An 18,792-nucleotide genomic window follows, 5' to 3' on the forward strand; every position below is an offset into this window, starting at 1 on the left:
TTTTTGTCCAGATAAGCCGACTTAAAGCCCCTTTTGGCCTGCATATCTGGACAAAAACTCCCCTTGGACAGGTGCGACGGCGGCGGTCCCCCCTCCGCCGTCGTCGCACCCTCCCTGCCGTACCCCCGGCATTCCCCTAGAAAAACCAGCTCGCTAGTCTTAACTGGCGATGTCAAAGGAGACACACGATGAGCGCACTAGCTCTCCTGGCCATAGCAGCAGCGGGCGTCGCCCTGTTGCTCGTGGCCGTCATCAAGTTCAAGATCCCCGCTTTCCTCGCCCTTCTGGTGGTCAGCGTCGCCGTTGCCCTGGTGGCTGGCATCCCCCTGCCGGACGTCATCAAGACCGTTACCGAAGGCATGGGCGGAACCCTCGGGTCCGTCGCCATCCTGGTTGGCCTCGGCGCCATGCTCGGCAAGATGATCGAGATTTCCGGCGGTGCACAGTCGCTGGCCGGGAAGTTCACGCAGCTGCTCGGCCCGCGGCGGGTCATCGCAGCGTTGACTGCCGCAGCCTTCCTGCTGGCCATCCCCGTCTTCTTCGACGTCGGATTCATCATCCTGATTCCCATCATCTACGGCTTCGCCAAGGCTGCCGGCGTCAACCCCGTCAAGATCGGCCTTCCGGTGGGTGCCATCATGCTCGCCATCCACGTTGTTGTCCCGCCGCACCCCGGCGTTGTGGGCGGCGCCGGCATCCTCGGCGCCGATATCGGCTGGACCACCATCCTGGGCCTCGTGCTGTGCATTCCCGTCGGCGTCCTGGGCTACTTCGTTGCCCGAAAGCTGAACAAGCGCGACTTCACCATGCTTCCCGCCACCGCCGAGCAGTTCCGCCTCTTTGGCACCGGCACGTCCCAGGTTGAGCAGGAAGCGGCGCAGGGGACCTCCTCGGTTGCCGTCAGGAACCAGGTGAAGACGGCCCCCAGCCCGGCCATGATCATCACGCTCATCGTCCTGCCCATCCTGATGATCATGGTTGGCACCGTGGGTGCAGTCATCCTGCCCAAGGATTCCTTCCCCGCCCAGCTCGCCGCGTTCATTGGCGCCCCGCTGATCGCCCTGCTCACGGCCCTCGGCCTGGCGTACTACTTCCTGGGAATCCGCCGCGGCTGGTCCTCCCAGCACACCGGTGAAGTCATGGACTCGGCCCTGGCTCCCACGGCCATCGTCATCCTGGTCACCGGCGCGGGCGGCGTCTTCGGCAAGGTCCTCACGGTCTCCGGCATCGGCAAGGCCCTCGCCGAAGGCCTGCAGACCGCAGGCCTTCCGGTCATCTTGATGGCGTTCATCCTCGCCGCCATCCTGCGCGCTTCCCAGGGATCCGCCACCGTTGCGATCATCACCACCTCCGGCCTGCTGGCAGCATCCGTTGCCGACGGCGGGTTCTCACCCATCCAGACGGCCCTCATCCTGGTTGCCATTGGGTTCGGCGCGTTCGGACTCAGCCACGTCAACGACTCCGGCTTCTGGATCGTCACCCGGTACCTGGGCCTGTCCGTGGCCGATGGCCTCAAAACCTGGACCGTGCTCACCACCATCCTGGGCCTGGCCGGCTTCGCCCTGACCTTCCTGGTGTGGATCCTCGTGGGCGGCCTGGGCGTCTGATGCGCACCCGACTCGACCACCTGGTCACCTCCGCCCTCCAGCACGGCTCCGCCGTACCGGCCTTCACCTGCTACGACTTCACCACCGCCATGGCCGTGGTGGCCGCAGCGGAGGAGGCGGGCCGCGGCGCCATCCTGCTGGTGGCTCCCAAGACCGCCGCCACGCCCAACGGCCTGCGCCTCATCGGAGCCCTCCGCGGCCTCGCTGACGCCGCATCCGTGCCCGTGGCCGTGCAGCTTGACCATGTAAGCGACCTTCAGGTGATGGCCGACGCCGTCACGGCAGGGGCGGATTCCGTCCTCGCCGACGGCTCCGGCCTGCCGTACGAGGAGAACATTGCGCTGGTCCGCGAGGCGCGGAGGCTGTTGGGCGCCGACGTGGTGCTTGAAGCCGAGCTTGGCGGCCTTGCCGGCGACGAGGACCGGGCCTTTGGTGCAGACCAGTCAGGCGTGGCCGTGGCCGGCCTGACCGATTCGGCACTGGTGGAGGACTTCGTGTCCCGGACCGGCGCGGAACTGCTCGCCGTGGCGGTGGGGAACGTGCACGGCAAGTACAAGGGCGAGCCGCAGCTGCGCTGGGACGTCCTGCAGGACATCGCGGTGCGGACGCATATTCCACTGGTGCTGCATGGCGCCTCCGGAATTCCCGCGGAGGAACTGGTGAAGGCAGCAGCCATGAACGTTGGCAAGGTCAACTTCAACACCGAGCTCCGCACCGGGGTGCTCGCCACCCTGCAGGACCAGCTGTCGGGGCACCGGTCCGACGGTGAAAACCTCCAGGGGCTTCTGGGCCACTGGGACAGCTCGGCCCGCGGCTTCGCCTCCACCACGCTGGCGACGCTCACGCGCTGACGTTCACTGGAGTTTTGTCCAGCTGTGCAGGGTTGAACCCGGCGTGGGGCCTGGATGCGTGGACAAAGACTCCGGGAGGGGAGGCTAGGATCAACCCATGATCCTGGCCTCCCTCCTTTTTGCCCTCCTGGCCGCAGCGCTACACATCTATATCTTCACCATGGAGTCCATCACCTGGACCAGGCCGGCCACCTGGAAGCGCTTCGGGGTGGCCAGCCAGGATGACGCGGAGACCACCAAAGCGCTTGCGTACAACCAGGGTTTCTACAATCTGTTCCTGGCCGTGGGAGCCCTTGCGGGAGCAGGTTTCGTGGCGCTGGCTGCGGAGGATCAAGTCCTCACAGCCGCAGGCTGGACCCTGGTCTTCAGCTGCTGCGGCTCCATGCTGCTGGCCGCGCTCGTCCTGGCACTGTCCGGCAGGAAGTACCTCCGCGCTGCCGCAACCCAGGGGGCCACGCCGCTGCTCGCCGTCGTGCTCGGCGTCGCCGCCCTTGCTGCCTAGCCGCCGGACCCTCCTGGGCCTGGGCAGATTTCCGGCGGTGAAAGGGCAGTGGGGGAGGAGCCATTGCCAGCGGAGTGAAGTAGTGCCACTGTCGAACCATGACCGAGAACATGACGTCCACCGAAGATCAGTTCAGCCCTGACGTTTCACTGGCACGCAATGATGCAGACCACCGGTATGAGCTGCGGGTGGACGGGAAACTGGCTGTCCAGTCCTTCTTCACGGACAAGCCCGGGCACATAGACTTCAGCCACACCGAAACCACGGAGGGCTTCGAAGGCCAGGGCCTGGGAAAGGTGCTGGCCCACTTCGCGCTCGATGACGTGGTAGCCACGGGCAAACGAATCATTCCCCACTGCCCCTTCATCGCAGCCTATCTGCGGAAGCATGAGGGCTACGAACAGTTCGTTGACTGGCCTGAGGGCTGACGCCCGGACTGATCGGCCCTGCTGGTCAGCCGCCCGGACGGGACGCGCCTGGAGCAGGTGCTGCCACAGCCTTGCGGCAGCAGTCAGCTGGCCAGGGCGTGCCCACTCAGTACTGGCGCGTCGATGGTGAAACCACAAGCGCACCGGTAGGTCTCCACGTGCTCGGAAACCGGGCCGGCGCCCATCGGTACCACCGTGCTTCCGTCCACGTACACGGGCAGCCGGACAGGCATATCTTCAGGATCCACCCGCTGCATCGGGGCGCGGCAGTGCATCCGGGAGTTAAGCGTGAGCAGCAGCCCCATGTCCGCAGGTTCAGTGGAGTCCAGCGGAGTGTGTGCCAGTGCGCCGGTGTCTCCAGGCGCCGTAAGCTGGTGGTCTGCAACGGTGGTCATGATGGGTCATCCTTGGGCTTCTTCACGGAACTGCCGGCGTTGGCAGCCCCGCCGCGAACTGCTTGCGGAGGTTCATTTACCCCAATACCTAAGCATGCTTACTAATCTCCGGGCAAATCCGGGTGTGAGCCAGTCCACGCCGGACCGCGCTCCGCAGTGCGGACGATGCGTCCCGGCCGGCGTGAAATCTCCAGGCACGCCGGTGCTGCCACTGTAGGGCATGCCAGAACAGCAGGCAGACCAGCGCTGCGAGTCCGGCGAAAATCGCATAAGGGGCGAAGGTGAACACAAGGAAAGATGTTGGCATTCCTCCGGCGGAGGGGCCCACCATGGAATTCGCATTGAGGAACACCCAGGCGCCTCCGCCGATGAGCGCGGCGGCAAGGAGCCGGAGGGCGGCAATAAACGGGTTGACGGTCAAGGCGCTGCCTCCGCTATAGCCATCATTCCGCTCGGCGGGGGCTTCATTGTGGACAGGGTTGCCGTTGCGGTCCACTTCCCGGAATCCCACTGCGCCTGCTGTTTCCTGCTCCATGCATCCCCCTGAGCGAGTTGCGGCCTGGACTGGCCGCTGGTGGGTCAACCCTAGCCCGGAGGATCGCGGGCGTCTTGTCATACGCCCGGACTGGGGTGGGGAATTCTGAAGCAGATTGCCGGCAGGTGCCAGTCAATGACGGCACAACACGTCCAAAAGCGGAGCAATGGCGGCTATTTCGGGAAATACATCACAGAAGTTTGATTAAAAGGGTCACCTAAGTAAGGCTGTCCTTTGTTATTTTTTGTGATTCCCGACAGAAGGACGACCAGTGCCGCTGATGCCCCGCCTTGATGAGACAAATGTGGATGAGGCCGCCAACTCCCCGGCAGCGCTTGCCCCGCTGGAACAGAGCCCGCTGGAACAGGGCCCGCGGGAACAGAGCCCACGGGGCCAGGAGGGTCCACTGGGGCAGGGCCAGGACTTCGGCTCCCGGGTGGAACTTGCCCTGGGCGCCACCAACCACCTCCTCAATGCCCGCAACTCGCCGCGCTATGTCGCCCAGGTTTTGCAGGGCGTCACTGCCGTGGCCACCAAGCTGGAGCGGACCACCCAGCCGTTCACCGGCGTCGGACCTGACGGCATGAAGGCCCGCGTAGGTGCCGTGGACCTCGACGTCCCGCTCCCGGATACGGCAGCCGCGTTGCAGGAACTCGAGGACGTGTACCTGCGCGACGCCGTCTACTTCCACGACCCCAAGTACGCGGCCCACCTGAACTGCCCCGTGGTGATTCCGGCCCTGGTGGGGGAGGCCGTCCTGTCCGCGGTCAATTCCTCCATGGACACCTGGGACCAAAGTGCCGGCGCCACCATGATTGAGCGCCGGCTCATCGACTGGGCGGCCGAACGGCTGCACCTCGGCGGGGGCGCCGACGGCATTTTCACCTCCGGCGGAAGCCAGTCCAACCTGCAGGCACTGCTGATCGCGCGCAACCATGCAGTGGCCGGCCTCCGGCAGGACCCGGCACGTGCCGGCCTCCGCCTGCCGGCGCTGCTGGACTCCCTGCGGATCTTCACCTCGGAGGACAGCCACTTCAGCATCCAAAAGTCATCCTCCATGCTGGGCCTGGGGTTCGACGCCGTCATCTCCGTGCCGTGCACGCCCGACCATCGTATGGATTCCGCTGCCCTCGCCGAGGCAATGGCAGACGCACGCGGCGCCGGCCTGGTCCCCATGGCGGTGGTGGCCACCGCCGGAACCACGGACTTCGGCGTGGTGGACCCGCTCGCGGAAACCGCCGCGCTCGCCAGGGCCTATGGTGCGTGGTTCCACATCGACGCCGCCTACGGGGGCGGACTGATGGTGTCCAACCGGTACCGCCGCCTCCTTGACGGAACGCGGCTGGCGGACTCGGTCACCGTGGACTTCCACAAGACCTTCTTCCAGCCGGTCAGTTCCAGTGCCCTGCTGGTCCGGGACCGGAGCATGCTGCGGCACATCACGTACTACGCCGACTACCTGAACCCGGAAAGCGCGGCCCTGGCCGAGATCCCCAACCAGGTGGACAAGAGCATCCAGACCACCCGCCGGTTCGATGCCCTGAAACTGTGGCTCACCCTGAGGATCATGGGAGCGGACGCTATCGGCGCCCTGTTCGACGAAGCCATCGACCTTGCAGCCCGCGTGGGCACGGTCCTGGCGGCCGATGAGGACTTTGAACTGGCCGCCCCGCCGCAGCTCAGCACCCTTGTGTTCCGCTACCGGCCCCGCCTGGAAAACGGGGAAAGGCTGTCCGAGGACGCTGCCGATACGCTCAACCCGGCCATCCGCGCGGCCGTCTTCGCTTCAGGAGAAGCGGTTGTGGCGGGAACAAAGGTGGCCGGCCGCCACTACCTGAAGTTCACCCTGCTCAACGCCGAGGCCACGCTGGAGGACATCGCCGGCATCATCCACCTCTTGCGCCGTACCGGCGCCGGGCTGCTGCAGACCGAGGTGGCCGCATGAGCCGCATCTACGACTTTGCCGCCGTCGGCGTCGGGCCCTTCAACCTGGGGCTCGCCGCACTCGCTGAGCCCGTGGAAGGCCTCGAGGGCATCTTCCTGGAGCGGCGCGATTCCTTTGACTGGCACCCCGGCATGATGCTTGAACCGGCCCACCTGCAGGTTCCCTTCATGGCGGACCTCGTCACCTTGGCGGACCCCACCTCGCCCTATTCGTTCCTCAACTTCCTCAAGCAGACCGGGCGGCTGTACCGCTTCTATATCCGGGAAAACTTCTACCCGCTCCGGGCCGAGTACAACCAGTACTGCCAGTGGGTGGCCGGGCAGTTGCCGTCGGTCCGTTTTGGCACGGCTGTGCTGGACGTAACGTACGACGACGGCGTGTACCGGCTTTCAGTGTCCGGCCCGGGCGGGCAGGAGGTGCTGCTGGCGCGGCGGCTGGTGCTGGGCACCGGCACCTCCCCGTACGTCCCATCGCCGGCCGGGGGCATTGTTGCGGAGGCCGCGGCCGGCGGCGGGGGAGTGGCCTTCCACAATGCCGACTACCTGTCCCGGAAGGCGGAGCTGCAGCAGCAGAGCAGCATCACCATCCTGGGCAGCGGCCAGAGCGCGGCGGAGATTTACTACGACCTGCTGCAGGAGGCGGACGCGCACGGCTACCAGTTGAACTGGGTCACCCGCTCCGGCCGGTTCTTCCCCCTGGAGTACACCAAGCTGACCCTGGAGATGACTTCCCCGGAATATGTGGACTACTTCCACGGCCTGCCGCAGCACCAGCGCGACCATCTGAACAAGACCCAGAAGAACCTCTACAAGGGCATCAACTCCGACCTGATCGACGCCATCTACGACCTCCTTTACACCAGGAGCCTCTCCGGCATGGTGGATACGCAGCTGCTGACGCACTCGTCCCTGACCGCCGCGCAGTGGAACCCGGCGTCCGGAACCCACACGCTGCACCTGAGGCACGAAGAGCAGGGCAGCTCCTACACGCTGGACACCGGCGCCGTGGTGCTCGCCACGGGCTACAGCTACCGGGAGCCGGCATTCCTGGCAGGCGTCCAGGAGCGCATCGCCCGGGACAGTGCCGGCAGGTTCGCGGTGGACCGGAACTACAGCGCCGGCGTCCGGCCCGGGGAAATCTTCGTCCAGAACGCCGAGCTGCATACCCACGGCTTCGTCACTCCGGACCTGGGCATGGGCGCGTACCGGAACTCCTGCATCCTACGGGAAATCACCGGCAGGGAGGTGTATCAGGTGGAGGAGAGCATCGCCTTCCAGCACTTCGGGGCGCCTCCGGCCCTGGGGCCCGGAGTGGTAGGACGAGCCGTCCGTGGGGCTGGGAACACCACGGCTCCCGGCAGCGCGGCTTCTGGCACTTCGGCTTCCGGCGCTGCAGCCTCAGACGTCGGGGCGGGGGTGCCGGCGTGAGGTTCACGTTCCGCTGCCTGGATGCCGCAGCCGACGCCGCACTTGTACACAGCTGGGTGACCCGGCCCTATGCTTCGTTTTGGGGCATGCTTTCGGCCACCGTGGAAGACGTTGCCGTTGAGTACGCAAAAATCCAGGCCAGCGGCCACCACCACGCGCTGCTGGGGCTCGACCGTGGCATCCCCGCCTTCCTGATGGAGGAATACCAGCCGGCAGCCTCGCCGCTGGCAGCCGTTTATCCCGTCCTTCCCGGAGACGTGGGGATGCACCTGCTGGTGGCCCCACCGTCGGACGGTCCCGAGCCTGGCTACACCGCAGCGGTGATGGACGCCGTCCTGGCCCGCCTGTTCAGCGAGCCCGGTGTGGAGCGCATCGTGGTGGAACCGGATGCGCGGAACACAAAGATCCATGCCCTCAACGAACGGCTGGGCTTCCAGCATGCCGGCGTGGTGGCCCTTCCGGACAAGGAAGCGCTACTGAGCTTCTGCCACCGGTCCGACTACCTCGCCGCCCGCACCGCCCTGCAAGCCACCCCGTCCCGTCCGCTTATCTCCCAGGGAGCATCACTGTGACCATCCAGCTCGAACCAACCAGCACCGTGCCCGCGTCCGCCAAGGCCGCAGCCGCCAAGCCCGCAGCCGCCAACTCCAAGCCCGCGCCAAGCACCGCCGCCGCCTCTGGCACCGCCTCCTCCGGCACCGCCGTCCCGGGCACCACCCAACCAGTCGGCCAGGTCCCGCACCTCACGGCAGGGGCCTGGGCCAGGGCCAACCGGCACCTGATGCGCAAGGCGCTCGCCGAGTTCTCGCACGAGCGAATCCTTGTCCCCGAACCCGAAACCGGACCCGGACACCAATCCGAGCCCGGACCCGGACACCAATCCGAGCCCGGACACCAATCCAAATCCTTGAACGGAAGCGGCAGCTACCGGCTCAGCAGCGCCGACGGCACGCACCAGTACCGCTTCGACGCGCGGATCCTGGAACTGGACCACTGGTCCATTGACGCGGAGTCCATCCGGCACTTCCGGAACGGCACCGAAGCACCGCTGGACGTGCTCGAGTTCATCACGGCGTTCCACGAAACCCTTGGCATCAATATCCAGATGCTGCCCGTCTACCTCGAGGAGATCACCAGCACCCTGGCAAGCCACGCGTACAAGCAATGGGCAGGCCAGCCGTCTTCCGCCCAACTGGCGGCCGGCATCACCGGCGGGCGCAACCCGTCCGCGGACTTCCAGGCCATCGAGCGTAGCATGACCGAAGGCCACCAGTGCTTCGTTGCCAACAACGGGCGGCTGGGGTTCGGCATCAACGATTATCACGCCTTCGCCCCGGAAACTGGCGCCCCTGTCCTGCTGGAATGGATCGCCGTGCACCGGAGCAACGCCGTCTTCACCTCCGCCGAAGGGCTCGACTACCGGTCCCACCTGGGCGCCGAACTGGGCCCCCTGCTGGGCAGCTTCCATGCCCGGCTCCACGCGCTGGGACTGGACCCGGACCACTACTTCCTGATGCCGGTCCACCCGTGGCAGTGGGAGAACAAGCTGGCAGTCACCTTCGCCGCGGAGATTGCCCTGCAGCGCATCGTCCATCTGGGAAGCGGGACTGACGGCTACCAGGCCCAGCAGTCCATCCGCACGTTCTTCAACGTCACGGCACCGGAGCGGAGCTACGTCAAGACCGCCATGTCCGTCCTGAACATGGGTTTCATGCGCGGCCTGTCGCCCCAGTACATGAAAGCCACGCCGGCCATCAACGAGTGGCTGCGGACCCTGATCCTGGAGGACCCCGCCCTGCACCAGCGCGGCTTCACCATGATCGCCGAGGTGGCAGCAATCGGCTACCACAACGGGTACTACGAAGCCGGGTCCGCACCCGGCTCCCCCTACCGGAAGATGCTCTCCGCCCTCTGGCGCGAAAGCCCCCTGCCGCTGCTGGCGGACGGCCAGCAACTGGCCACCATGGCCTCCCTCCTGCACACCGATTCCGCCGGCAAGCCCATCGCCGCGGCCCTGATCGAGCGCTCCGGCCTCAGCCCGGAAAAGTGGCTGCGCCGTTACTTCGAGGCCTACCTCGTCCCGCTGGTCCACTGCCTCTACCGGTACGAGCTGGCCTTCATGCCGCACGGCGAGAACGTGATCCTGGTGCTTGAAGACGGCGTTCCGGTCAAGGCCATCATGAAGGACATCGCGGAAGAAATCGTGGTGATGGGGGACAGGCTGGAGCTCCCCGGGGACGTGTCCCGGATCAAGGCGGACATCCCGGACAGCGAACGGGTGCTTGCCATCTTCACAGACGTCTTCGACTGCATCTTCCGCTTCCTGGCCGCCCTCCTGGACGATGACGGCACACTGTCCCAGGATGACTTCTGGCGCACGGCCGCGGAAGCCATCAAGGACTACCAGGCCCGGCATCCCGAACTTGCAGGCCAGTTCGCCCGCCACGACCTCTTCGCGGCGGACTTCGAACTGTCCTGCCTCAACCGGCTCCAGCTCCGTAACAACCAGCAGATGCTGGACCTCACCGACCCCTCCGGAGGACTCCAGATGGCCGGCCGGCTGGCCAACCCCCTGGCCAAATTCCGCGCAGCGCAGGCCGCAGAGGAGGGATCTGGCTAGGCTTGCCCCATGACCCCAGACGCTCCCCATGCACCTTCAAGGACCACCGCCCTCATCACCGGCGCCAGCGCCGGGCTTGGCGCCGAGTTCGCCCGGCAGCTCGCCGCGCAGGGCCACAACGTGGTGCTGGTGGCCCGGAACCGCGCCCGACTCGAGGAATCCGCAGCGGAGCTGGAACGGCGCTACGGGGTCACGGCGGAAGTACTCCCGGCGGACCTGACGTCCGACGACGGCGTGGCAGCCGTCGTCGGACGCCTGTCCGATCCGGAGCGGCCGGTGGAGGTCCTGGTGAACAACGCCGGCATCGGGCTGCTGCACAACTTCGAGGACAACCCCATCGCGGAGGAGAAAAAACACCTGAAGCTGCACGGTGAAACAGCCATGGAGCTGACCCACGCAGCCGTGAAAGGGATGCTGGCGCGCCATTCCGGCCGGATCATCAACGTAGCCAGCATTGCGGCCTTCCTCCCCCGGGGAACGTACTCCGCTGCCAAGGCCTGGCTGGTGAGCTTCAGCCGCTGGGCCAACCTCGCGTACGGCAGGCAGGGCATCAAGGTCACCGCTGTTTGTCCGGGCTTCACCCACACGGAGTTCCACGACCGGATGGGCATGGACAAGTCGGTGGCGCCGTCCTGGGCGTGGCTGCACGCCGGGCGGGTGGTGCGTGAGGGCCTGGCGGACAACGCGCGGGGCAAAGCCCTGTCCATCCCGTCCAAGCGGTACAAGGTGGTGGCGGCCGTGGCGCGGATTGCGCCGGCGAGGCTAGTGGCGGGGCCTGCGCGGAAGCCTAAGGATGCGCGTTCGCCCCAGTAGCGCTGCCAGCGTCCGGGTCCCGGCCCGCCGGACAGCCACTACCACGGCAATCCCCACCAGCGCCCCCACCAGGGTCTCCACCCCGCGTTCCAGGATCAGGACTGTGGGGTCGATTGGGTCGGCGAGCTGGCTCATCAGCAGGATCACGGGCGTAAAGGAAACCATGGCCAGGCCGTAGTGGCGGGTCATGAACAGCTCCGTGGTGAACTGGAAGAGGACCACCAGGAGGGCCAGCACCACGGCCTGCCCGCCCGGGACAAGCCCCGCCAGGGACCACGGAACGGGAAGGATGACGACGGCGGTCACCCCAAGTCCCAGGAACGTTCCCACAATGCGGTGGACGCCGCGCCGGACGCTGCTGGGGAGGTCGGCTCCTGCCAGCGGCACGGCAGCAGCCGCCATGGCCCAGTGCGGATGGCCGCTTCCGGTCAGGACGCCCACCGCGCCGGCGGCGCCTACCGCCAGGATGTAGCGGGCAGCGTGCACCAGCAGATCCCGGTGGCCGGCGGGGGTCACCGCTGGAACAGCCCGGACCGCGCCGCGCTGCCAGGACCTGCGGCGGAACCAGCCGCCGAAACCCACCAGCACGGAGAACGCGGCGGAGCCGGCTGCGATGAGCATGGCCACCTGCCATGGCACCACGGTGGGTACCGACGCGCAGGCCCCCAGCGCCAGGATCCCAAAAAACGGTCCGTTGGGCTTGAGCCGTACCCGGTCCGCAAAAACAGATCCGACGCCGGCCAGGGCTGCCTCCAAGCCCACCAGCCACCACGATTGGAGATGGTTGACGGACAGGAATACGCCCACCGCCACTCCCGTGAGCAGGATGACGGCGGCCTGGCCCTGGTGCCGGAGCCGGAGCTGGTGCGGCTCGGACCGCCCGTACATGCCGGTCAGGGCACCGAAGACGGCGTAGATGATGAGGTCCGGGCGGCCCGCCGCCAGGAGCAGGAGGGATGGGACCGCCACGCTGAGGGCAACCCGCGCCGCAGCCAGATGGTCATTGCTGGCGGGCTCAAGCCGGTGGAGCGCGCGCACCTGCAGGAGGATCCGTTCCATGCCCACCTCCTGATGCTTTCCTGATTTGGCCCTCTGGAAGCTATCACCGGCTGGTCCGGCCAGTCATGTCCAGCGAAAAAAGGGGACATGGGGCGTCATTGTGACTGGCACGCCAAAGGCCCGCCCACCGTGCTTCCCCCAAGGAAACACGCTGGACGGGCCTTCTGAGCGGGGGCTACAGGACATGCCCCGGAAGGGTTGTGCCGCATGCGGTGCCGCGGCAGGACAGGCTAGACGCCGGCCGTAACCTTCCCGGTGCCGTTTGAGTCCGTGATGTCCTGTGTCTCGAACGGGAGTTCGTCCACGTTGATCAGCGGGTTCTCGTCCTGGGTGGCAACAAGTTCGCGGGCCTCAGCCTGGGTATCCACGCTGGGCATGGAGCCGGGCAGCGGACGCCGGGCCGATTCCTTCAGGAAGTAGATGGCCACGGCACCAATCAGCGAGGTTGCCATCAGGTAGTACGCAGGCATCATGTCGTTGCCCGTGGCGCTGATGAGGGCCGCGACGATGAACGGAGTGGTGCCGCCGAAGATCGCCACCGAGAAGTTGTAGGCGATGCCCATGGCGCCATACCGGCTGGAGGTGGGGAACTGGGCCGGGAGGGCCGAGGCCAGGTTGGCAACGTAGAACGTCACGGGGAAGGCAATCAGCGCCAGGCCGGTCAGGGTGGACCAGATCTCGCCGATGCCGATCAGCAGGAAGGCCGGAATGGCCAGGACCACTGTGCTGACTGCACCGATCCACAGGACGGGCCTGCGGCCGATCCGGTCCGACAGCTTTCCGGTCAGCGGAATGCAGAGGCTCATGACTACCAGCACGGGGATGGTCAGCAGGGTGCCGTGCACCGGATCGTAGCCCTTGGACTCCGTGAGGTAGGTGGGCATGTAGGACGTCAGGGCGTAACCGGCCGTGTTGGCGGCAGCCACCAGGACCATGGCAACGATGATGGAGCGCCAGTAGGCCTTGACGATTCCTACCGGTCCCTTGACAACGGCCCCGTCGCCGGCAGCGGCGTGCTTGGCCAGATCCTCCTGGGCGTCCATGGTTGCCTGGAACTGCGGTGATTCCTCGATCTTGCTCCGGAAGTAGACGGCGATCAGGCCCAGGGGACCGGCAATCAGGAAGGGAATCCGCCAGCCCCATTCCTCCATGGCTGCCTGGCCGAGCGTCAGCTGCAGGACGGAGACCAGGGCGGCGCCGATGGCGAAGCCCATGTAGCTGCCCAGGTCCAGGAAGCTCGCGAAGTAGCCGCGGCGTTTGTCCGGGGAGTATTCGCTGACGAACGTTGTGGCACCGGCGTACTCGCCGCCGGTGGAGAAGCCCTGGATGATCTTCAGGAGCACCAGAAGTCCGGCGGCCCACAGTCCGATCTGCGCATATCCGGGCAGGAGGCCGATGGCGAACGTGCTCGCTGCCATCAGCATCAGCGTGGCGGCGAGGACCTTTTGGCGGCCCATCTTGTCGCCCAGCCAGCCGAAGATCACTCCGCCCAGGGGGCGGGCGATGAAGGTGGCCGCGAAGGTACCCAGGAGGAACAGGGTCTGGGTGGTGGGGTCTGATTCCGGCAGGAAGACAGGACCCATGGTGGTGATGAGGTAGCCGAACACGCCCACGTCGTACCACTCCATGGTGTTGCCCACGATGGTTCCGCCGAGGGCCTTCTTCAGCATGGGCTGGTCAACCACGTTGACGTCCGACTCCTTGAGCCGGCGCCGGGCGAGGATTTTTGGTTTCCGCGGGTTCGTGGAAGCCACCGGCGACGGCGTTCCAGGCGGTGCAGTTGGGTTGGTTCCGGAGGCGGGATTAAGGCCTGCGGAAGAGTCGGTCATGCTTCGGTCTGTGGGCATTTGGGTAACTCCTGTGGAGGTCATTTGCTTGCGACTTGTAGCTGCCCCGCTCTGGGCAGGCCTTCAATTTTACGCGAATGCCGTGCCGGAGCACCGCGTGATGCCGTAGGATCACCCTTTTTTGGGGCCTCATGGACAATTTCCGCGGCGTTTCCCTGCCCCCGCGGATCCCTTGCCAGCACTGGGAAGAACGGCCGGTGGCGCCGCGGCTGCCGAACTATTTAAGTGGTATAGGCCACACTGCTGCTATTTCCGCCGCTACGGAGCCCCTAAGTGACGCGTGCCACGCCCTTTCCTGCCGTTCCGCGGCACGGGCTGCGCGCCGCCGTCGGCCCTTTCCGGCCCTGGCAAGAAGGGGGGTTCACAGGCGCGCTGCGCCTCCCTAAGGTTGTGCCATGGGAACACTCTTTTTCACTTAGGCGGACGCCTGCTGCCCGCGCCGGGCCCGCCCTCCTTCAGTCGCAAAGGCCCACAGCGGCCACCCCTGGCACCACTTCATTTCACCGCGGAAAGGAAGAACAAAATGGCTGACGAAAACATGGAAAAGCAGATCAAACCGGAGGTGGCGAGCCACCTTGCCGAGGCGATGAACACCCCCGACATGCCCGGCGCGGAAGCACCGCTTGCCCCGATCGCGGGAACCGGGCAGCGCACCTGGCCGGACGGATACGGAAAGCGGCGGCACCCGAAAGAACGGGATGCGGGCCATGGCCGCATGGGGCAGGGAGCGGCGGTGACGGCCATCCACCGCACCAGCCGGCCGCAAATGCCCCACTCATCCTGAGGACACGCAACGGACGCGCCAAGACTCTGACGACGCGCAAGTAACGTGGCGACACCCGTATACGGGTGTCGCCATGTTTCTGCTTCATCGCAAACGATTTTGCGCGTCGCATCGGAACTGGCGCATCCCAGGTGAACTTGCGCGTCGCAAAGCGGCTCAGCCTTCGCGCACCACCTCCGACGGTTCCTTGTCCAGCCGCCAGCCCCGCCACACGGGATGCCGGAGCCGCCCTGTCCCGGTCCACTCGCTGTACGTCACTTCGCCCACCAGCTCCGGGGTGATCCAGTGTGCATCTGCGGCGTCCTCCCGGGGGACGTCCTGGAACGGTGATGTTTTTCGGGCCAGGCGTTCAACGGTCTGGCGGAGCTCGGTCAGCTCCCTGGAACTGAACCCGCTGCCCACCCGCCCCGCGTACTGCAGTTTCCTTCCGTCCGGGATGCCCACCAGGAGCGAACCCACGGTGTCCTGCCGGCCGCCCTTGCCGGGGCGCCAGCCGCCCACCACCACCTCCTGCGTCTGCTCCACTTTCAGCTTGGTCCAGGTGCGGGTCCGCTGCCCGCTCACGTACCGGCTGTCCGTTCGTTTGGCCATTACCCCTTCCAGGCCCAGTTCCCGTGCGCTCTCCAGGATGTGCTCCACGCGCTCCTCCAATACCGGGGAGAGCCCGGCCGGGCAGTCCGAAGGAGTGAAGAATTCCTCCAGCCGCTGCCGGCGCTTGGCGAGCGGCAGCTTCCGGAGGTCCGTTCCGCCTTCGTTCAGCAGGTCGAAGAGCATCAGCTGGACCGGGATGGCCGTCCGGGCGCGTGCCACGTCCGCCGGGCGGGTCAGCTTCATCCGTCCCTGGAGCAGGCCGAAGTCGGGCCTGCCGGATGGCCCGACGGCGATGATCTCACCGTCCGCGACGAACGGCTGTTCCGGCCAGCACTTCCTTTCGGCCAGCTCCGGGTAGGTCCGGGTGACGTCGTTCCCGTTGCGGCTGAAAATCCGTACCGCCTTTTCATCGGCCACCAGGACGGCCCGCACCCCGTCCCACTTGAGTTCGAACTGCCAATTGCTGCCCTGCAAGTCGGCCACGTCACCGGAAGTGGCCATCATGGGCCTGTAATCCTCGGGTCCAGGCGCGGAGGTGCCGGCTGCCGCCTTGGCGGACGTCCCGCCGTCGTCCTTTGCCTGCCGCTCGTCCTTTGGCAGCCCGGCATCCGCAGGCCCGGCAGCCTTATCCGCGTCGCCTTCCTCCGGCGGCTCCTCCTGCTCCCCAGGCCCGGACGCGTGCCTCCGCCGTCCGCTGTGGCGCTCCGGGTCCATCAGGTGGATGAGCCACTGCCCCTCGGAATCCTTTCCCTGGCCGCGGCCGGTGTGGATGAGCGCGAACTTCCTGGTCCCGCCCAATCCGCCTCCTTCAGAGCCTGTGAGGGTGACGATGACTTCCCTGCCGTTGATCCACTTGTGCAGCTCGTAGGTTCCGTGGTCCCAGATAGTTACCTCCCCTGCGCCGTACTCGCCCTTGGGGATAGTCCCTTCGAAACCGGCGTAATCCAGGGGGTGGTCCTCGGTCTGGACCGCAAGGTGGTTCTTGCCGCTCGACTCGGGGACACCCTTGGGCAGCGCCCAGGACACCAGCACGCCCTCATGCTCCAGCCGGAAGTCATAGTGCAGGCGGCTGGCATGGTGCTCCTGGATCACAAAGGTGTCCCCGCTGCCGGATGTACCCGTGAACGGCTCGGGAGTCTTGGCTGGATCGCGCATGGAGCGGTACTTGCCCAGGCGGGGGTCGCCGTCGGCATGGACGACGGCGGCGAACGGGTCCGTGCCGTCCTGCACCCGCCGCATCACCTCCTTGTAGTCCAGGTGCTTGAGGCCTGGGGAACCAATCTCCTCCCACGTCCGGGGTGCGGCCACCATGGGCGTGGGGCGGCCGCGGAGGGAATAGGGCACGATGGTGGTTTTGGCCGCGTTGTTCTGGCTCCAGTCCACCAGCACCTTGCCCTTGCGCAGGGTTTTTTTCATGTCGCTGACGGCAAGGTCGGGGTGGTCCGCTTCGAGGGCCCGCGCGAGCTCACGGGCGAAGGCGGAGATCTGCTCCGAGGTCTGGGACCTGTCCAGGGCGGCGTACAGGTGGATGCCCTTGCTGCCGCTCGTTACCGGGACCGGATCCATCCCCACGTCCTGCAGGATGGCGCGGGCGAGGAGGGCCACCTCCACGCAGGCCTCCAGGCCTGCGCCTTCCCCGGGATCCAGGTCCAGGACCAGCCTGTCAGGGTTCAGCTGGCTGCCGTGGGAATCCACCTGCCACTGGGGCACGTGGATTTCCAGCGAGTTGATCTGGCCGAACCAGGTAAGCGTGGCGGGGTCGTTGACCATCGGATAGTGGATGGTGCGGTCCTTGTGGGTGATGGCGGCCCGGGGGAGCCACCCCGGGGCCGAGTCCTCGAGGTTTTTCTGGAAGAACACCTCGCCGGGCTTCTCTGCGGTCCCCACGCCGTTCACCCACCGCTTCCGGGTGGCCGGCCTGTTGTACGCCGCGGGGATCAGGACGTGGGCCACGGCGGCGTAGTAGGCCAGCACGTCCGCCTTGGTGGTGCCGGCCTCCGGATAGATGACCTTGTCCAGGTTGGTGAGGGTCAGTTCCCGCCCGGCGACCCGGACACGTTCCTTAGCTGCGGGCATGGGGCTTCACCTGCGGCGTTGCGTGATGTTCACTTGATGAATGAGAGCCATTTGGAAGGGTGCCATCGCGTTCGGGCTGGTCAACGTGCCTGTGAAGGTCTACAGCGCCACTGAGGATCATGACATCAGTCTGCACCAGGTCCACAACGCCGACGGCGGCAGGATCCGCTACCAGCGGCGCTGCGAGGTCTGCAGCCAGGTCATCGACTACTCGGACATCGAGAAGGCCTTCGAGGAGGACGGCCGGACGGTGGTCCTGTCCAAAGACGAGCTCAAGGCGATTCCGGCCGAGAACAGCCACGAGATTGAAGTGGTCCAGTTCGTTCCGTCGGAGCAGCTGGAACCCATGATGTTCGAGAAGAGCTATTACCTGGAGCCGGACTCCAAGTCGCCCAAGGCCTACGTGCTGCTGCGCAGGGCGCTGGAGGACACGGACAGGGTGGCCATCGTCCAGTTCGCGCTGCGGGAGAAGACGAGGCTCGGCGCTTTGCGGATCAAGGACGATGTCCTGGTGCTCCAGTCCCTGCTCTGGCCGGACGAGGTGCGCGAGGCGAACTTCCCGTCCTTGGAGGCGGACGTCCGGATCAGCGCGCAGGAACGGGACATGTCCGCCGCCCTGGTGGAGTCCATGGCGGCGGATTTCGATCCCGCCTCTTTCACTGACGAGTACCAGGTGCAGCTCCGTCAGCTCATCGAGGCCAAGCTGGAGCAGGGTGAATCCCTGGACACGGAGGAAACCTTTGGGGTGGAAGCGGGCGAGGGCGGCAAGGGCGAAGTCATCGACCTGATGGAGGCCCTGAAGCGCAGCCTCGACCGGAAACGCGGCGGCGGGTCCGGCGCAGCAGGAACCTCGGAAGAGGACTCCGGCGGGGACTCCGGCAGTGCTGCCGGGGATGGCGGGGATGAAGCGAAGCCGGCGCGCAAGCGGTCCGCGTCCGCAAAACCCGCCGCGGCCAAGTCCGATGGGAAGCCTGCTGCCCGCAGCACCAGTTCCGCGAAATCGGATGATGACAAGGCAGGCACCGCGACGTCCTCCGGTGCCAAGGGCACGGCAAGCAAGTCCGGTGCGTCCAAACCCGCGGCGACAAGGTCCACGGCCGCTAAATCCGGTACGGCCAGGTCCACCGCTAAGTCCGCCGAAAAACCTGCCGCGAAAACCGCCGCGGGAAAGGCAACAGGAACGCGGGCGCGCAAGCCTGCGTGATGGTCCGCGGATTCCGGAGCCTGCTCCCTTGCTCAATGCCATGCCTAAGAAACTACTAAGGCTGCTTGCGTTGCGGTAGCGGCGGCCCCTTTGCGGCGGGTCCTTTAC

16 protein-coding genes are annotated in these 18,792 nt (G+C 66.4%); 11 read left to right on the forward strand and 5 right to left on the reverse strand.

Annotation, left to right across the window (positions count from 1 at the left end):
- The first annotated feature begins 188 nt into the window (after positions 1–188).
- From ABRP28_RS17885 to ABRP28_RS17900, 4 genes are all read left to right on the forward strand, one after another.
- A complete protein-coding gene (locus ABRP28_RS17885; RefSeq protein ID WP_231457104.1) occupies positions 189–1,607 on the forward strand; it encodes a GntP family transporter in 1,419 nt (472 codons plus the stop codon).
- Entirely contained in the window at positions 1,607–2,458 is an 852-nt protein-coding gene (locus ABRP28_RS17890) for a class II fructose-bisphosphate aldolase (protein WP_350001088.1), read from the forward strand. The genes ABRP28_RS17885 and ABRP28_RS17890 overlap by 1 nt, the downstream gene beginning before the upstream one ends.
- Before the next feature lie 97 nt (positions 2,459–2,555).
- The gene (locus ABRP28_RS17895; RefSeq protein WP_350001084.1) at positions 2,556–2,960 is read left to right on the forward strand and encodes a DUF1304 domain-containing protein; all 405 of its coding nucleotides are present in this window, start codon (positions 2,556–2,558) and stop codon (positions 2,958–2,960) included.
- 98 nt (positions 2,961–3,058) lie between these two features.
- A complete protein-coding gene (locus tag ABRP28_RS17900; RefSeq protein ID WP_350001082.1) occupies positions 3,059–3,388 on the forward strand; it encodes a GNAT family N-acetyltransferase in 330 nt (109 codons plus the stop codon).
- An 83-nt stretch (positions 3,389–3,471) separates the two neighbouring features.
- Here the strand turns inward: ABRP28_RS17900 and ABRP28_RS17905 are convergent, their stop codons facing one another.
- Together ABRP28_RS17905 and ABRP28_RS17910 are read right to left on the reverse strand one after the other, a co-directional pair.
- The gene (locus ABRP28_RS17905) at positions 3,472–3,783 is read right to left on the reverse strand and encodes a hypothetical protein (RefSeq protein ID WP_350001080.1); all 312 of its coding nucleotides are present in this window, start codon (positions 3,781–3,783) and stop codon (positions 3,472–3,474) included.
- An 88-nt stretch (positions 3,784–3,871) separates the two neighbouring features.
- Entirely contained in the window at positions 3,872–4,318 is a 447-nt protein-coding gene (locus ABRP28_RS17910; protein ID WP_350001079.1) for a hypothetical protein, read from the reverse strand.
- Positions 4,319–4,589: 271 nt separating this feature from the next.
- On the opposite strand from ABRP28_RS17910, the gene ABRP28_RS17915 reads away from it, so the two are divergent.
- From ABRP28_RS17915 to ABRP28_RS17935, 5 genes are all read left to right on the forward strand, one after another.
- Entirely contained in the window at positions 4,590–6,263 is a 1,674-nt protein-coding gene (locus ABRP28_RS17915) for an aspartate aminotransferase family protein (RefSeq protein ID WP_350001077.1), read from the forward strand.
- Entirely contained in the window at positions 6,260–7,690 is a 1,431-nt protein-coding gene (locus tag ABRP28_RS17920; protein ID WP_350001075.1) for a lysine N(6)-hydroxylase/L-ornithine N(5)-oxygenase family protein, read from the forward strand. The genes ABRP28_RS17915 and ABRP28_RS17920 overlap by 4 nt, the downstream gene beginning before the upstream one ends.
- Positions 7,687–8,262 (forward strand): GNAT family N-acetyltransferase, encoded by a 576-nt coding sequence (locus ABRP28_RS17925; RefSeq protein WP_350001073.1) that lies wholly within the window; start codon positions 7,687–7,689, stop codon positions 8,260–8,262. The genes ABRP28_RS17920 and ABRP28_RS17925 overlap by 4 nt, the downstream gene beginning before the upstream one ends.
- A gap of 209 nt (positions 8,263–8,471) precedes the next feature.
- Positions 8,472–10,310, forward strand: a complete 1,839-nt coding sequence (locus tag ABRP28_RS17930) for an IucA/IucC family siderophore biosynthesis protein (protein ID WP_374152987.1) — start codon at positions 8,472–8,474, stop codon at positions 10,308–10,310.
- 9 nt (positions 10,311–10,319) lie between these two features.
- Positions 10,320–11,123 carry an SDR family oxidoreductase gene (locus ABRP28_RS17935; protein ID WP_350001070.1) on the forward strand — a complete coding sequence of 268 codons (804 nt, stop codon included), beginning with the start codon at positions 10,320–10,322 and terminating at the stop codon, positions 11,121–11,123.
- Here the strand turns inward: ABRP28_RS17935 and ABRP28_RS17940 are convergent.
- The gene (locus ABRP28_RS17940) at positions 11,073–12,182 is read right to left on the reverse strand and encodes an FUSC family protein (protein WP_350001068.1); all 1,110 of its coding nucleotides are present in this window, start codon (positions 12,180–12,182) and stop codon (positions 11,073–11,075) included. The genes ABRP28_RS17935 and ABRP28_RS17940 overlap by 51 nt on opposite strands.
- A gap of 230 nt (positions 12,183–12,412) precedes the next feature.
- Positions 12,413–14,029 (reverse strand): MFS transporter, encoded by a 1,617-nt coding sequence (locus ABRP28_RS17945; RefSeq protein WP_350001066.1) that lies wholly within the window; start codon positions 14,027–14,029, stop codon positions 12,413–12,415.
- A 523-nt stretch (positions 14,030–14,552) separates the two neighbouring features.
- On the opposite strand from ABRP28_RS17945, the gene ABRP28_RS17950 reads away from it, so the two are divergent.
- Complete coding sequence (locus tag ABRP28_RS17950) at positions 14,553–14,813, forward strand: hypothetical protein (protein WP_350001065.1); 261 nt, start codon at positions 14,553–14,555, stop codon at positions 14,811–14,813.
- A gap of 156 nt (positions 14,814–14,969) precedes the next feature.
- On the opposite strand, the gene ABRP28_RS17955 is transcribed toward ABRP28_RS17950, so the two are convergent.
- Positions 14,970–17,480 (reverse strand): ATP-dependent DNA ligase, encoded by a 2,511-nt coding sequence (locus ABRP28_RS17955; protein WP_350001063.1) that lies wholly within the window; start codon positions 17,478–17,480, stop codon positions 14,970–14,972.
- Positions 17,481–17,520: 40 nt separating this feature from the next.
- Here ABRP28_RS17955 and ABRP28_RS17960 point away from each other — a divergent pair, with 40 nt between their 5' ends.
- Entirely contained in the window at positions 17,521–18,684 is a 1,164-nt protein-coding gene (locus ABRP28_RS17960) for a Ku protein (protein WP_350001062.1), read from the forward strand.
- Positions 18,685–18,792 lie beyond the last annotated feature (108 nt).

Source organism: Pseudarthrobacter sp. WHRI 8279, assembly GCF_040224115.2.
Lineage (GTDB): Bacteria > Actinomycetota > Actinomycetes > Actinomycetales > Micrococcaceae > Arthrobacter.

What these genes read in the sequence shown, in the direction of transcription:
- ABRP28_RS17885 (WP_231457104.1), top strand. Translation starts at nt 189, where the DNA reads ATGAGCGCACTAGCTCTCCTGGCCATAGCAGCAGCGGGCGTCGCCCTG.
- ABRP28_RS17890 (WP_350001088.1), top strand. Translation starts at nt 1,607, where the DNA reads ATGCGCACCCGACTCGACCACCTGGTCACCTCCGCCCTCCAGCACGGC.
- ABRP28_RS17895 (WP_350001084.1), top strand. Translation starts at nt 2,556, where the DNA reads ATGATCCTGGCCTCCCTCCTTTTTGCCCTCCTGGCCGCAGCGCTACAC.
- ABRP28_RS17900 (WP_350001082.1), top strand. Translation starts at nt 3,059, where the DNA reads ATGACCGAGAACATGACGTCCACCGAAGATCAGTTCAGCCCTGACGTT.
- ABRP28_RS17905 (WP_350001080.1), bottom strand. Translation starts at nt 3,783, where the DNA reads ATGACCACCGTTGCAGACCACCAGCTTACGGCGCCTGGAGACACCGGC.
- ABRP28_RS17910 (WP_350001079.1), bottom strand. Translation starts at nt 4,318, where the DNA reads ATGGAGCAGGAAACAGCAGGCGCAGTGGGATTCCGGGAAGTGGACCGC.
- ABRP28_RS17920 (WP_350001075.1), top strand. Translation starts at nt 6,260, where the DNA reads ATGAGCCGCATCTACGACTTTGCCGCCGTCGGCGTCGGGCCCTTCAAC.
- ABRP28_RS17930 (WP_374152987.1), top strand. Translation starts at nt 8,472, where the DNA reads ATGCGCAAGGCGCTCGCCGAGTTCTCGCACGAGCGAATCCTTGTCCCC.
- ABRP28_RS17935 (WP_350001070.1), top strand. Translation starts at nt 10,320, where the DNA reads ATGACCCCAGACGCTCCCCATGCACCTTCAAGGACCACCGCCCTCATC.
- ABRP28_RS17940 (WP_350001068.1), bottom strand. Translation starts at nt 12,182, where the DNA reads ATGGAACGGATCCTCCTGCAGGTGCGCGCGCTCCACCGGCTTGAGCCC.
- ABRP28_RS17945 (WP_350001066.1), bottom strand. Translation starts at nt 14,029, where the DNA reads ATGCCCACAGACCGAAGCATGACCGACTCTTCCGCAGGCCTTAATCCC.
- ABRP28_RS17950 (WP_350001065.1), top strand. Translation starts at nt 14,553, where the DNA reads ATGGCTGACGAAAACATGGAAAAGCAGATCAAACCGGAGGTGGCGAGC.
- ABRP28_RS17955 (WP_350001063.1), bottom strand. Translation starts at nt 17,480, where the DNA reads ATGCCCGCAGCTAAGGAACGTGTCCGGGTCGCCGGGCGGGAACTGACC.
- ABRP28_RS17960 (WP_350001062.1), top strand. Translation starts at nt 17,521, where the DNA reads ATGAGAGCCATTTGGAAGGGTGCCATCGCGTTCGGGCTGGTCAACGTG.